The sequence below is a fragment of the Nostoc sp. genome, from assembly GCF_036917435.1.
Taxonomy (GTDB): domain Bacteria; phylum Cyanobacteriota; class Cyanobacteriia; order Cyanobacteriales; family Nostocaceae; genus Nostoc.
The window spans coordinates 1-13,279 of record NZ_JBALDM010000028.1 but is presented as its reverse complement, the minus strand read 5'-3'; the positions used below and the strand labels follow the sequence as shown (position 1 = coordinate 13,279).

12 protein-coding genes are annotated in these 13,279 nt (G+C 42.0%); 6 read left to right on the top strand and 6 right to left on the bottom strand.

Annotated elements, in window-relative coordinates; genetic code table 11:
* Nucleotides 1–372 precede the first annotated feature (372 nt).
* Nucleotides 373–1,356, top strand: a complete 984-nt coding sequence (gene glsA / locus V7K98_RS11485; protein WP_335021789.1) for a glutaminase A — start codon at nucleotides 373–375, stop codon at nucleotides 1,354–1,356.
* A gap of 274 nt (nucleotides 1,357–1,630) precedes the next feature.
* Here the strand turns inward: glsA and V7K98_RS11480 are convergent, their stop codons facing one another.
* On the bottom strand, nucleotides 1,631–2,446 hold the full coding sequence (locus tag V7K98_RS11480) for a DUF1838 domain-containing protein (protein WP_335021787.1): 816 nt from the start codon (nucleotides 2,444–2,446) through the stop codon (nucleotides 1,631–1,633).
* Between the two features lie 68 nt (nucleotides 2,447–2,514).
* Between V7K98_RS11480 and V7K98_RS11475 the strand changes: the two genes are divergently transcribed.
* Nucleotides 2,515–2,736: a hypothetical protein gene (locus V7K98_RS11475; RefSeq protein WP_335021785.1), complete on the top strand. Its 222-nt coding sequence runs from the start codon at nucleotides 2,515–2,517 to the stop codon at nucleotides 2,734–2,736.
* On the opposite strand, the gene V7K98_RS11470 is transcribed toward V7K98_RS11475, so the two are convergent.
* The 5 genes from V7K98_RS11470 to V7K98_RS11450 all read right to left on the bottom strand — a co-directional run bounded on the left by V7K98_RS11470 (nucleotide 2,666) and on the right by V7K98_RS11450 (nucleotide 7,106).
* Nucleotides 2,666–3,853 carry an AbrB family transcriptional regulator gene (locus tag V7K98_RS11470; RefSeq protein ID WP_335021783.1) on the bottom strand — a complete coding sequence of 396 codons (1,188 nt, stop codon included), beginning with the start codon at nucleotides 3,851–3,853 and terminating at the stop codon, nucleotides 2,666–2,668. The two genes, V7K98_RS11475 and V7K98_RS11470, sit on opposite strands and share 71 nt — an antisense overlap.
* A gap of 147 nt (nucleotides 3,854–4,000) precedes the next feature.
* The gene (locus V7K98_RS11465; protein ID WP_335021781.1) at nucleotides 4,001–4,339 is read right to left on the bottom strand and encodes a hypothetical protein; all 339 of its coding nucleotides are present in this window, start codon (nucleotides 4,337–4,339) and stop codon (nucleotides 4,001–4,003) included.
* Nucleotides 4,340–4,591: 252 nt separating this feature from the next.
* Nucleotides 4,592–5,950 carry an aromatic ring-hydroxylating dioxygenase subunit alpha gene (locus V7K98_RS11460; protein ID WP_335021779.1) on the bottom strand — a complete coding sequence of 453 codons (1,359 nt, stop codon included), beginning with the start codon at nucleotides 5,948–5,950 and terminating at the stop codon, nucleotides 4,592–4,594.
* A gap of 147 nt (nucleotides 5,951–6,097) precedes the next feature.
* Nucleotides 6,098–6,463, bottom strand: coding sequence for a Lin0512 family protein (locus tag V7K98_RS11455; protein ID WP_335021777.1), 366 nt, complete (start codon nucleotides 6,461–6,463; stop codon nucleotides 6,098–6,100).
* 274 nt (nucleotides 6,464–6,737) lie between these two features.
* Nucleotides 6,738–7,106 (bottom strand): cyclic nucleotide-binding domain-containing protein, encoded by a 369-nt coding sequence (locus V7K98_RS11450; RefSeq protein ID WP_335021775.1) that lies wholly within the window; start codon nucleotides 7,104–7,106, stop codon nucleotides 6,738–6,740.
* A gap of 312 nt (nucleotides 7,107–7,418) precedes the next feature.
* Here V7K98_RS11450 and ileS point away from each other — a divergent pair, with 312 nt between their 5' ends.
* The 4 genes from ileS to V7K98_RS11430 form a co-directional block, all read left to right on the top strand.
* Nucleotides 7,419–10,364, top strand: a complete 2,946-nt coding sequence (ileS, locus tag V7K98_RS11445) for an isoleucine--tRNA ligase (protein WP_335021773.1) — start codon at nucleotides 7,419–7,421, stop codon at nucleotides 10,362–10,364.
* A 103-nt stretch (nucleotides 10,365–10,467) separates the two neighbouring features.
* Nucleotides 10,468–10,761, top strand: a complete 294-nt coding sequence (locus tag V7K98_RS11440; protein ID WP_335021771.1) for a hypothetical protein — start codon at nucleotides 10,468–10,470, stop codon at nucleotides 10,759–10,761.
* A 116-nt stretch (nucleotides 10,762–10,877) separates the two neighbouring features.
* The gene (locus tag V7K98_RS11435; protein WP_335021770.1) at nucleotides 10,878–11,315 is read left to right on the top strand and encodes a hypothetical protein; all 438 of its coding nucleotides are present in this window, start codon (nucleotides 10,878–10,880) and stop codon (nucleotides 11,313–11,315) included.
* A 99-nt stretch (nucleotides 11,316–11,414) separates the two neighbouring features.
* A partial coding sequence (locus tag V7K98_RS11430) for a tetratricopeptide repeat protein (protein ID WP_442940413.1) occupies nucleotides 11,415–13,279 on the top strand: 1,865 nt, incomplete at its 3' end.

The following is a 13,279-nucleotide window of genomic DNA, read 5'->3' as shown; positions in this document are numbered from 1 at the left end:
ATCTCAGATAATTATGCAAATCAGTTGAAGTTTAACTTATTTTTTCTACTTAGATTAATGATGACTTCTATCCCCCATAGCTCAACGTAGATAGGTGATAAATATAACTGGCTATTACCGTATTACTGAGTATAAAATAAAGAAAGATACTCAACTTAATATTTTTTGTGATTAACGATGAAAAAATTAGGAAATCTTGGCGATCGCATATAAATAGTATTAAAAATTACAGTGAATATTTGTAGACCTAAGTAATTGCTCAAGGATGATTTTTTACAGCAAGCTGTCTTTTCCAAAATCTTGCCAATTGTAGGCAGGTACAGATGCAACCTACTATATATAGTGAGTATTTTGGGGAATGCTACCAATCTGATGACAAGCCAAGTAAATCAAAGAGATTTAGAAATAGATTCATCGCCATTATTAGCTGTTCTTAAGGAATTGCATTCTCAGTACAAGTTACTGCAAGAGGGTACAGTAGCTAAATATATTCCAGAACTGGCGAAGGCAAACCCTGATTTGTTCAGTATTTGTATTGTTACAGTCGATGGTCAGATTTACAAAGTTGGAGACTATGACCAACTATTTACCATTCAGTCGATTTCTAAAGTCTTTGCTTATGGACTTGCTTTAGAAGATCATGGACTTGATTACGTTTTAACTAGAGTTGGCGTGGAACCAACGGGGGATGCATTCAACGCGATTGTTTTAGATGAGCAATCGAAGCGACCTTATAATCCAATGGTAAACGCTGGTGCGATCGCAACCACCAGCTTAATTAAAGGTTCCGGCCCAACGGAACGTCTTAACCGAACACTAGAGATGTTCAAGCGATATATTGGCCGGGATGTGTTCGTTGACATTTCAGTTTTTACCTCAGAACGCAGTACCGGACATCGCAACCGCGCAATGGCGCATCTGATGCTCAACTTTGGCATGATTGACCGGAATATTGAAGAGTCGCTGGATCTTTATTTCCAGCAGTGTGCTGTGATGGTGAATTGCCAAGACTTAGCAGTGATGGCGGCTACCTTGGCTAACAAAGGTATGAACCCCATCAGCAAAGAACAGGCGGTAGATAAGCGTTACATCAAAGATATTCTGAGTGTGATGTACACCTGCGGAATGTACAACTTTGCCGGTGAGTGGGCTTATAAAATTGGGATTCCGGCGAAAAGCGGTATTTGTGGTGGGATTATTGCCGTTGTACCCAATAAAATGGGCATTGGAGTTTTTTCACCGTTGTTGGATGTGCGTGGTAACAGTGTGCGGGGGGTGAAGGTGTGTGAAGAACTTTCCCAACGGTTAGGTTTACATCTATTTGATTGTTCTGGTCAACAGGCGAAATTTAATTGAAGCAGAATTCGACGAGATCATCGTAGGGGCACAACATGTTGTGCCCCTACCCGTGTACTTCATTTACCCGCAATACGCTGTATATAGTTTATGTCTAATCAGCCTAATAAAAAGACCTCTCCCTGGTTTTACTAAGCAAAACCTGTCCCTCTCCGAGGCGGAGAGGGAAAAATTGGAACACAAGATTAAGGCGGGGGAAGGTTTGTTGAACTCAATATTATAGATATAGTCACCAAACTCTAAATTATCTCTCTTCGCCTGTCTTCTAGCTAGTTTACAACTCTTCTGCCTGGGGAAGCGGGAAGATTTCACCAGCCAAGTAAGCTGAAAAGTGCTTTTGGAAATACAACCAGGAAGTCATATCTTCCCCATCTATCAATCCTTTTGGGGCTTGTTTATATAGAGGAATACGGTTATTAATTTCGTCTTGCAGCAGTGGGTGTAGTTCTGTTAAACCATTGACTTTGCTGCCAACAGCACTGTAGATTAATTGACCAGGGCGATCGCCCATTTTCATCCAGGGAAGCCATTGACCAATCCGATCCCAACTCAGTTTGAGTTCAGAAACTGAAGAGAGGGCTGTGTTAAATAAATCTGTGGTTGGCACTGTTAATTTAAATAATTCTGCCGCCTGATAAATTGGATTTGGGCTGTATTCGACAAATTTGCGATCGCTTGCGAGAGGATTGGGATAATAGGGAAATATATCAAAAACGAAGGTTGTGCTATCACCGTCTACTTGTGCAGGGAAATTTCCCTCAAACTTACCCTGCACTGGATTATTCGCAACGTGAATTACCGGAACTGTTTCGCCTGTCCAAGGATTCTCCCATTTGCGTAAGACTTCATCTGTTTTTGGGTTGAGGTAGTAAGTCAGTTCTCTAGAAGTAAAGTCCCAGCTACCCTCTGCTGTAGGAATACATCGGCTAACACTCAATCCCAGCATCTTAAATAAGAGTTGTCTTTTTTCACCGGGGATAAAGGCGTAAATTTTACCTTTCCAAATCAGGAAAGTGGATTCGCTAGAATCGAGAGAAGAACGAGTTTTAACCCAGTGCTGCGCTTCAAGTTCTTGGATTTGGGCAACCATCTAAAGCATCCTTAGTGTTTGGATAACAAAAGGATAAGCTAACCAGCATTCAAGTTGCATCTTTAAAAGTGGGGAGTAAAGAAGAGAATAGGTTACAGGTTAAAGGTTACAGAGTACAGATTATTCCCTATAACCTCTCCCCTAATCCCAATGCCCAATGCCCCATGCCCCATGCCCCATGCCCCATGCCCCATGCCCAATGCCCAATGCCCAAATCAATTAAACTGATTCAGAAAGTTTCTGATCGAGATGGCGAAATAAGAACACCCAAAGAGGTAGGGAACTGTTAATCGCAAGCAGTCGCACTAAATGACCAGTTGTGACGATTTCAACATTATGATTCAATGCTAGGGAAACCAAAATCATTTCTGCCGATCCTCCTGGTGCTGTGACTAGCAGACAGGTTAACCAGTCCCAAGAGGTTAATTGCATGGCAAGTATAGCAGCGATCGCACCGGCGATGAGAGTCATCCCTACAGACACTAAGGCATAGGCGACAGTCCGCTTCTGAAAGTTGGGTTTGTCTCCCCAATATTCACCAATAGTAATTCCCAGCAGCATTTGACCCAATAAGTTAATTAAAGGCGGCGGACTAAAACTAATATCACCCACAAAAGGCAGCCAATGTAGTAAAGGATTACATCCGATACCAATCAACAATGCACCAAAGAAATCGGCGGCAGGAATTTTAAATAATATAGCTGGATAAATTACTAATCCAGTGATTAGGAGTACTAACAAGAGTAATTCTAGTTGAGATGGATCGAAATTGAGCCAAGCGCCGTTGATTGGGAGTGTTTGCGGAGAGTAATTACCAGTTGATGTCCTAGCGATCAAGGGGATCAAAACAACTACTGAGGTGACGCGAATCGCTTGAACTAGGGCAACTAAGCTGACATTTTTATTGTAATCAGCTGCGATCGCAGCCATAATCCCTACACCACCAGGAACTGTGGCCAGCATTGCTGTCAATATGTTGGTTTTGCTGAGACGGGCGTAAATATAACCAATACAGGTTCCACTCAGCAGCAAAAACAAGGTCAGAAAAATAAATACGGGAATACCAGAAGCAACATTTGCTAGATTACCGTGGGTATTAGAAGCGCCAACAGTTAAACCTACAAGTGCCATTCCCACTTTTCTGGCAGTGCGGTTAGGTTGAGGGGAATACTTATAGAAAATTCGACACCCTTGAAGAATTATTGTACCAGCAGCAATCCCGCTAAATATCCAGGCAATCCTGCCAATTTGGAACTTGGCGAGAAGTAAACCTAGAGGTAATGCTAGAAGTATTTCTAAGACAAGGACAATTAGTTGCTTTGTAAATAGCTGTTGTTTATTGGTGACAACAGGATTTTCATGAGTGTGTTCTTCCAAGCTGGGAATAACACTTACGCTTTGATTCATCTATAGAAGCTTTTTTATTAATTTAACTTACAGAATGTAAAGGAAAACTGCTGTATGCATCCAAGAATCGCTATAGAGAGAACATAGGGGTACAGCGATCGCTGTGCCCCTACAAACAATTTATATTCCTTTTAATGATTTAGCCGTTTAATCTTCGTCAAGGGCTGGGAAAGCTTCTTCAAGCTGCCACAACTTATCTTTGTTTTGAACGAACCAAATACGAGTTTCAGGAGTTAATTGACTCCAAATGACTTCAACCGGGATGTGAGGAGATGCATATTGGTACTGCTGACCAAGCGATCTGAGATTGTCCGCCACATCATGGGGAATTCCGAATTGTTCCCAGTCAACTATGATATGTCTTCCCGAAACTCCGGCTGTAGGGTCGAAAATCAATTGTGCCGATCTGATTAAATCAGCAAAGTGTTTCGGTTTTAGTTTCGTGATCTCCTGAATTTGGAGTGATTCGTTATGCTCTTGAGACATTATCGCCGCAGTGGTAAAGATTAAGTGGTATTTGAACTTACTGCCAGAGATTTTGATCCCAATATTTTTACTTTAGCGCAGAGCCGCTAACTTGAACATAACTTAACCACACAAAGAGTTTGAGCAAACTTCCGGTATAGTGTACCAGTACAATGTCTAAGCTAGTGCAAGATGTTTTGTAGTAAGGACTTTAGTGCTTAGAAAATAAGGAAAGACTAAAGTCCTTACTACCAACTTTGACCAGTCCCTATTTTAGTGACGGGTATAGGAACGCTCAAAGTGAGTTTTGAGTCTTTGTGCCATAGCAGACATTGCGACTGCTGCGACAGAAAGCGATATCGCAGCTATTCTAATTCTAAAGTCATCTGCAAGTATCGCTCCAGCAGCTAGAGCGATCGCTACTCCTATACAACTTTGTTTGACTGTATTTGTAACTCGATAAGCTCGATTACATGAACTACAAATAAGTGTGTGCCGCGAGAATCTATCTAGCAAAATTGGCTTTGGATTTAAATCGTCATTCTCAACATTCTTCCATGTAGAATAACCTTGATAAAAAGGCAAAGACGATCCAAATTTATCTAGCCACTTGCGGTACTCAACCACTAATGTGTCAGATGTTTTCAGAGGCAAATATAGTTCTTTGAGACTTGTTTGTAAGCGCTCAATTTCTAACTGTTGTCCTACAATCAGAGGCAAATCTTGCTCTAATATTTTGTTAGTATTTAAGTGATCTAGCCACCGAGGTCTGAGCTTGACTCCCAAATTCATGAAATTACGATAACCTCTAGCTAGAAGACGGCATCGCCCTTTGCCTAAAGGAATAGAGTATAAAGCTAGTCCAAATGTCCAGCCTTTATCTTCAATATAAGCATTGTTTAGAACAAGAGTTGGAGCCACGAAATCAATATACTTCCAGGCTTCATTTGATTTATTAATTCCCCGCCACCTACCTTGAATTCCCTGAACCGAACTCTTTAGTACTTCCATTTCTAGCGGTTGGGCATTTTTGCGATTACTACCACCTCTCATACCATCATGGCTAATAGCAACATGAGCCGGATCGGTGACGTTCTCTATTAAATATGTTTGGTCATAAGGTAGATCCAAGATAAAGTCTGTATGTACAAATCCTGGCTTGTATAAATCTGGTAAAATCGGGATAATTTCATCAACAGCAGTTTCTTTTTCGCCAGCCCACACCCAAATCATACCTTGGCGTTCCACAACTTTAAACGATTGCACGCAAGCATTGGCTGGAATTTTCGCATCTGCTGGTAATTGAGGAATGTGCAGGCATTCACCATCACTGCCGAACTGCCAACCGTGATATAAACACTCAATTTTACCGTCAACAATTTGTCCTTCAGAAAGTTTGGCTGTACGGTGAGAACAACGATCTATTAAACAGATAAATTGTCCATTTTGGTTTTTGAACAAAACTAAAGGTTCATCGTACAACGAAAAGCTATGAGGGCGGTTGGTAGGTAAGTCTTGTACGAAAGTAACGGGATACCAACATTGCCTCCAGTTAAATTCCTGCTTTTCTTCAAGCGTTTCAAAGGTAGAAGTTGGTGGTGTTGCCTGTAGTGTCTCTGTTTCTAATGACATATTTTTCTCCAGGTTTCTATAATCTTATACCTATCAATCAGGAAATTATTAGTTCTAGAGATAGAATGTTTTTAGGTTAAAACTGGAACGTTCCTATTTAGATATGTCATTTGATTAACTAAATCTTGGTTGGATTTTTTACCTCAGTTAATCACTTTCGATCAAAACTGTAACAGATGCGATCGCAATTAACATTTCATCATTCTTATCATTGAGTTCGGGAATAGCCGTCCCTTGAACTATCATCCCCCCAGATTCTACGGTAAGGCTTTTGTGACCAAATGGTAATACAGCTAATACCTCTTCTTCTCTAACTTGCTCTGGGTATGGCACTGCTACCTGAACCTCTATAATCATTTCATTGGGGTGACTTAAACCTGCAACTTCCCAAACACCAGGTAAAGCATTGTGAGCGATCGCATTCCTTACTGCCCTAGATGCTGCTACTGTTGGATCTTGTCCATGTTGATCTATTCCCATTCCCATCTCAATAATCAACCGTTTACGCACCATTACTATCTCCGGTAAATTTGCACCTTATATAAATCAGGAGTCAAAAGCCAGAATCTAGAGTTTTCTGAATACTGACTTTTAACTCCCCAAACGAGAGAATATATCTATGTCCTTCTGGGAAGGAGGTAAAATTCGTGGCAGATTCTGATTAGTTTTGGAACTTATAGCGTTTCCCGGTTTGGTGAGATACAAGAACCCCACCCCCAACCCCCTCCCCGCAAGCGAGGAGGGGGCTATGATGTACCTCGTTTGATTAGGAAAAGCTTGAGGTGATTTAGACGATATGCTGTAAACGACTCAGACGCTCTGAGTAACTTTTCATCACCTGTATGGCAAACATAGGTGTTTCCTGAACGGCAAACAGAAACCCTTCTTTATCAAGAAAACCTAGTTTGGTATTCCCCTTGGCAATAGCTGTATAAGTTCTACTTTCTACTCCTACAAGTATCCCAGCACCAAAAACTTCGCCCGTTTCAATGGTTTCTACAACCTTTTCATTGACTACTATATCTACCTCTCCTTCGAGAATGCCGTACATAATATCACCAGACTGTCCTTCTGCAAAGATGACTTCACCTGCTGAGAATGCTTTAGGCTCGGGTTGTTTTTGAAATATACTGACTGTTGTTACAGGACTTAGCATTAGAGCAACCCCAAAATTATTGGTTTTTAGACGAAACTTTTTGATAGCTTTAGGCGAACCCAAAAAAGTATACTACTTTATGTCGATTAACTCTCAATCTTTGCAAAATTTCTGATTAATCGTCTAATCGTCTAAAAACCTTTCCCTGGTTTTACTAGGCAAAACCTTCTCTCTGTGATTTGGAGAAAAATTTGAACGAAAATTCAACACAGGGAGAGGTTTCTCGAACTCACGTTCAAATAGGGAATTTTGGTTTCCATGCCATCTTCTATAATTGATAAAACCTGTACACCTAATTTTAGGCATGAGACTGTGACCGAATCAGGAAGTTACAAAAATACTGTAAACCTACCCAAGACTAACTTTGACATGCGGGCAAACGCCATCAAGCGCGAGCCGGAAATCCAAAAATTTTGGGAAGAAAATAAAATTTACGATCGCCTCTTTGAAAATAACCCCGGCGAATTATTTATACTGCACGATGGGCCTCCCTACGCTAATGGCTCACTCCATATTGGTCATGCCTTAAATAAAATTCTCAAAGATATTATTAACCGCTACCAAATGCTACAAGGGCGTAAAGTTCGCTACGTTCCTGGTTGGGATTGTCACGGATTGCCCATTGAGTTAAAAGTTTTGCAGAACATGAAGTCAGCAGAACGGCAAAATTTAACGCCTTTACAACTGCGCCAAAAAGCGAAAGAATTTGCCCTAGCTACGGTAGATAACCAACGCCAAAATTTTAAACGCTACGGTATTTGGGGTAATTGGGATAACCCTTATCTAACTCTGAAGCCGGAATACGAAGCGGCGCAACTTGGCGTATTTGGTCAGATGTTCTTAAAAGGCTACATCTATCGCGGTTTGAAGCCAGTTCACTGGAGTCCCAGTTCTAAAACCGCTTTGGCTGAAGCTGAGTTGGAATATCCTGAAGGTCATGTTTCCCGCAGTATCTATGCAGCTTTTGCAATCACCAGTTTGGCGGAAGCTGTAAAACCACTGTTGGCGGAATATCAGTCTGATTTGGGTGTGGCTATCTGGACAACTACACCTTGGACTATTCCGGCGAATTTGGCGGTGGCGGTGAATGCAGATTTGAACTATGCAGTGGTGGAAGTGGAACCCCACCCCCCAACCCCCTCCCCGCAAGCAGGGAGGGGGAGTGAGGAAGTAGCTTCTCTATCAACGGAAAGGGGGAGTGAGGGGGTGAGGTTCCGCTATCTCATTGTTGCTGCTGATTTAGTGGAACGTTTATCTTCAACGTTGGGAGTTGAGTTAACTGTAAAAGCTACGTTTAAGGGGAATGATTTAGAACATACTACTTACCGTCATCCTCTATTTGACCGGGAAAGTCCGATTGTTGTGGGTGGCGATTACATCACAACTGAATCGGGTACTGGGTTGGTACATACTGCACCCGGTCATGGTCAAGAAGACTACATCGTTGGTCAGCGTTACGGTTTACCTATCCTTGCACCAGTGGATGACAACGGCAATTTTACCGAAGAGGCGGGAGAATTTGCCGGGTTAAATGTGCTGGGTGATGGTAATCAGGCGGTGATTGATGCCTTAAGTGCGGCTGGTTCTTTGTTGAAAGAAGAAGCATATCCTCACAAGTATCCTTATGATTGGCGGACGAAGAAACCAACGATTTTCCGCGCCACTGAACAATGGTTTGCTTCCGTGGAAGGATTTAGAGAAGAAGCATTAAAGGCGATCGCTACGGTAAAATGGATTCCAGCCCAAGGTGAAAATCGCATCACGCCAATGGTGGCGGAACGTTCAGATTGGTGTATATCCCGTCAGCGCAGTTGGGGTGTACCTATTCCCGTTTTCTACGATGAAGAAACTGGGGAAGTACTGCTGAATGAAGAAGTTATCAACCACGCCCAAGCAGTTATCGCTGAAAAAGGTTCTGATGCTTGGTGGGAATTATCTGTTGAGGAATTATTACCAGAATCTTACCGTAATAATGGTAAGTCTTACCGCAGAGGTACAGACACAATGGATGTATGGTTTGATTCTGGTTCATCTTGGGCATCTGTAGTCCAACAGCGTCCAGAGTTACGCTACCCTGCTGATATATATTTGGAAGGTTCCGACCAACATCGCGGTTGGTTTCAGTCAAGTTTGCTCACCAGTGTAGCGGTAAATGACATTGCACCTTACAAAACTGTGCTAACTCACGGCTTCGCTTTGGATGAACAAGGCCGAAAGATGAGCAAGTCTGAAGGAAATGTGGTTGATCCAAATACAATCATTGAAGGTGGTAAAAATCAAAAAGTAGAACCGGCTTACGGTGCAGATGTCTTGAGATTGTGGGTATCATCGGTAGATTACTCCGGCGATGTCCGCATTGGGAAAAACATCATTAAGCAGATGAATGATGTTAGAGGCAAAATTCGCAACACGGCAAGGTTTTTGCTGGGTAGCTTAGATGATTTTGACCCAGAAAAAGATACAGTTCCCTTTGAAGAATTGCCAGAACTTGACCGTTATATGCTGCACCGCATCAGCGAAGTGTTTGAGGAAGTAACCGTTGCCTTTGAGAGTTTCCAATTCTTCCGCTTTTTCCAAACAGTGCAGAATTTCTGCGTGGTGGATTTATCCAACTTTTATTTAGATGTTGCCAAAGATAGGCTGTACATCAGTGCAAAGGATGCTTTCCGCCGTCGCAGTTGTCAAACAGTGCTGAAAATAGCTTTAGATAACTTAGCACGAGCGATCGCACCAGTGTTATGTCACACCGCCGAGGATATTTGGCAATATCTCCCTTATAAAACACCTTATAAATCGGTGTTTGAGGCTGGTTGGGTGCAGGTTGAGGAAACATGGCGGAATCCAGATTTAGCGGAATTTTGGGAAACACTGCGACAACTCCGCACCGATGTTAACAAGGTGTTAGAACAAGCCAGGATAGAAAAATTAATTGGTTCTTCCCTAGAAGCGAAAGCTTTGATTTATATACCTCACAAACAGTTAGGCGATGCTATCAAAGCCTTTAACCCAGTTAAGGGTAACGGTATTGACGAACTGCGGTATTTATTGCTGACTTCTCAGGTGGAATTATTAGATTCTGCTGAAGGATTGCAAGGATTAAAATATACGACGCAGACAGAAGACTGGGGAATTGGGGTAGTGAATGCAGAGGGGCAAAAGTGCGATCGCTGTTGGAACTACTCTACTCATGTGGGAGAATCAGTAGAACATCCCTTAATTTGCGATCGCTGTGTTGCAGCCTTAGCTGGAGAGTTTTAACAGAATAAAACTCATAACTCTTGTGGGGTGGGCATCTTGCCCGCCTTTGACTACGGGCGGGCAAGATGCCCACCCCACAATAAGTAGTTGAGTATTTTTTTATTTGGAAGTCCCTTATGCTTTTATTAATGAAACGCATGAGTTTATTAATGAAACGCATGAGTTTATCAATGAAACGCATGAGTTTATCAATAAAACGCATGAGTTTATCAATGAAACGCATGAGTTTATCAATAAAACGCATGAGTTTATCAATGAAACGCATGAGTTTATTAATGAAACGCATGAGTTTATACTTAAAGCCAGTAGGGTGCGTTACGGCTTCAGCCTAACGCACCGCCAAACACTCAAAAATAGAAAGATTGTACACAACGCAGTGTGTAAAAAAAAGCAATAAAATATTTAAATATCTAAAAAACTCAGTTATATCTAAATTTTTGAACTTAATTGCGAAATTTAGAACTAAAACGGTGTGTTAATAGTAAATAAGATACACATATTCAAGGGCAGGATATGATACTTGAGACTGCGGCGATCGCAATTGGTTCTATAATAGCCACCAAAGCTTTAGAAAAAACCACCGAAAAGGTAACAGGAGTTTTATTAGATAAGACTGGTCAGTTTCTCGTCACCCTCAAAAAACACTCTCCTGATACTGTAGCTGCTATAGAGAAAGCACTAGACCAACCACTCGATTATGGCAAGGCTGTATTAGAAGTGCAATCTGCGGCTCAAGCTAATCCTGAAGTGGCTCAAGGTGTAGAAGAATTGGCATTATTAACAGAAAATAATCCACCCTCAAACTGGGCTGAAATTCTGAGAGAGATAAAAGCATCTGTGGAGAAATCTCAACAACCATACCCTTCAACTTTTATCCAAAACATCCAAAAAGCAATTAATGCGGCTCAAACCCAAACCATTGACCAAAGAGGTAGTACTTTTAATATTTGACTGAAGCCGTCTGACGGGGAACGGACAAAGTTAACTCCCACAAAATCTATTCTTTATCGCGGTTCGGTGAATTTCGTCGGGCGAGAAACAGAACTGACAATGCTGCATGAAGACTTGCAGCGAGGAAATTATGTAGCAATAGCCGGAATGGGTGGCGTGGGTAAAACTGAATTAGCTACCCAGTACGCCAGACGATACAAACAAGATTATGGGGGAATTGCTTGGTTTAACGACAGAGAAAGCAATCTCGCCGCCGAAGTTTTAGAGTTTTTCTCATTGCAATTCGGTTTGGAGATTCCCCAAGAATTAGGAGGAAACTTTTTAAGCCTTAAACAACAAGTCGCCTGGTGCTGGTCTAAATATCCTAACTCTACCTTGCCGATTTTAATCGTCTTCGATGACGTAACTAATTTAGACAACCTCCGCCAAGTCGTACCCAAGGATAACCGCTTCCGAGTCTTGGTTACTACTCGACTGCGGGATTTAGACCCAAGTTTTATTCAAGAGATTGCCTTAGATGTTCTCTCGCCTCAAAAAGAACCAGGTAAAGCTTTAGAACTGTTAAAACGACTGTTGAGGAAAACAGATAGGCGAGTTGAAAATCAACCACAAGCGGCAACAGCAATATGTGAATGTCTAGAATATTTGCCCTTGGGCATAGAGTTAGTAGGAGGCTATTTAGTACGCGACCCGGACATATCTTTAGATATCATGTTTGAGCGACTGCAAGAACGTAAATTAGCAGAAGCAGCTTTACAAGACCGGGAAAATCTCAACTCAACTCAACTAGGAGTCAAAGCCGCCTTTGCTTTAACTTGGTCAGAACTCGACCCACTGGCGCAACAACTAGGAATATTTTTGAGTTTATTTTCTCCTGTACAGATTCTTTGGGATTTAGTTATTCGGGTGGCGACAGGTGGAGGGGAAACAGAAAATCAGGAACAAAAACAGCTAACTTGGTCAGAAGATGAATTAAACGCAGCTAAAAAGCAACTCTACGGGTGCAACTTGCTGCAACTCTTAGAAGAAAGAGCAGGATGTTATAAAATTCATGCCTTAGTGCGGTGGTTTTTGCAAGGGCAGTTAGCCGATGCTGGCGAGATGAAATTAGTTTTGGAAACAACCTTCGCTACTGCAATGATAGTTAAAGCCCAAAGCCTTCCTTATTCTGCCACTTCTGAGCAGATTGAAAGCATCAGAGATATCGTTCCCCATCTCGAAGACCTGGGTAAACGTATAATTGCAGAGATAGAAGAACCAAAAGAGGCAGAGATAATTTCTTTAGCATCAGTTCCCAGCAATAAAGTAATTTGGATATTTGAAGGGGTAAAAAGATTTTACGAAGGACAAGGACTATATAAATTAGCAGAACCTTGGACTAAAGATTGCGTAAATGTTTGCCAGTCCTTGTTTACTGGGGAGCATCCCGATGTAGCTACTAGCTTGGACAATTTAGCTTGTCTCTACCATAGCCAAGGACGGTACAGCGATGCCAAACCTCTGTTGATTGAAGCCCTGGCAATGAGAAAGCGCCTATTTGCTGGGGAGCATCCCGATGTAGCTACTAGCTTGAACAATTTAGCTTCCCTCTACAATAGCCAAGGACGGTACAGCGATGCCAAACCTCTGTACATTGAAGCCCTGGCAATGAGAAAGCGCCTGTTTGCTGGAGAGCATCCCAATGTAGCTACTAGCTTGAACAATTTAGCTTACCTCTACAATAGCCAAGGACGGTACAGCGATGCCGAACCTATATTGATTGAAGCCCTGGCAATGAGAAAGCGCCTGTTTGCTGGGGAGCATCCCAATGTAGCTTCTAGCTTAAACAGTTTAGCTTCCCTCTACGATAGCCAAGGACGAAACAGCGAAGCCGAACCTCTGTACATTGAAGCCCTGGCAATGAGAAAGCGCCTGTTTGCTGGGGAGCATCCCAATGTAGCTTCTAGCTTGAACAATTTAGCTTT

What these genes read in the sequence shown, in the direction of transcription:
- V7K98_RS11435 (WP_335021770.1), top strand. Translation starts at nt 10,878, where the DNA reads ATGATACTTGAGACTGCGGCGATCGCAATTGGTTCTATAATAGCCACC.
- glsA (WP_335021789.1), top strand. Translation starts at nt 373, where the DNA reads ATGACAAGCCAAGTAAATCAAAGAGATTTAGAAATAGATTCATCGCCA.
- V7K98_RS11465 (WP_335021781.1), bottom strand. Translation starts at nt 4,339, where the DNA reads ATGTCTCAAGAGCATAACGAATCACTCCAAATTCAGGAGATCACGAAA.
- V7K98_RS11470 (WP_335021783.1), bottom strand. Translation starts at nt 3,853, where the DNA reads ATGAATCAAAGCGTAAGTGTTATTCCCAGCTTGGAAGAACACACTCAT.
- V7K98_RS11460 (WP_335021779.1), bottom strand. Translation starts at nt 5,950, where the DNA reads ATGTCATTAGAAACAGAGACACTACAGGCAACACCACCAACTTCTACC.
- V7K98_RS11455 (WP_335021777.1), bottom strand. Translation starts at nt 6,463, where the DNA reads ATGGTGCGTAAACGGTTGATTATTGAGATGGGAATGGGAATAGATCAA.
- V7K98_RS11480 (WP_335021787.1), bottom strand. Translation starts at nt 2,446, where the DNA reads ATGGTTGCCCAAATCCAAGAACTTGAAGCGCAGCACTGGGTTAAAACT.
- V7K98_RS11450 (WP_335021775.1), bottom strand. Translation starts at nt 7,106, where the DNA reads ATGCTAAGTCCTGTAACAACAGTCAGTATATTTCAAAAACAACCCGAG.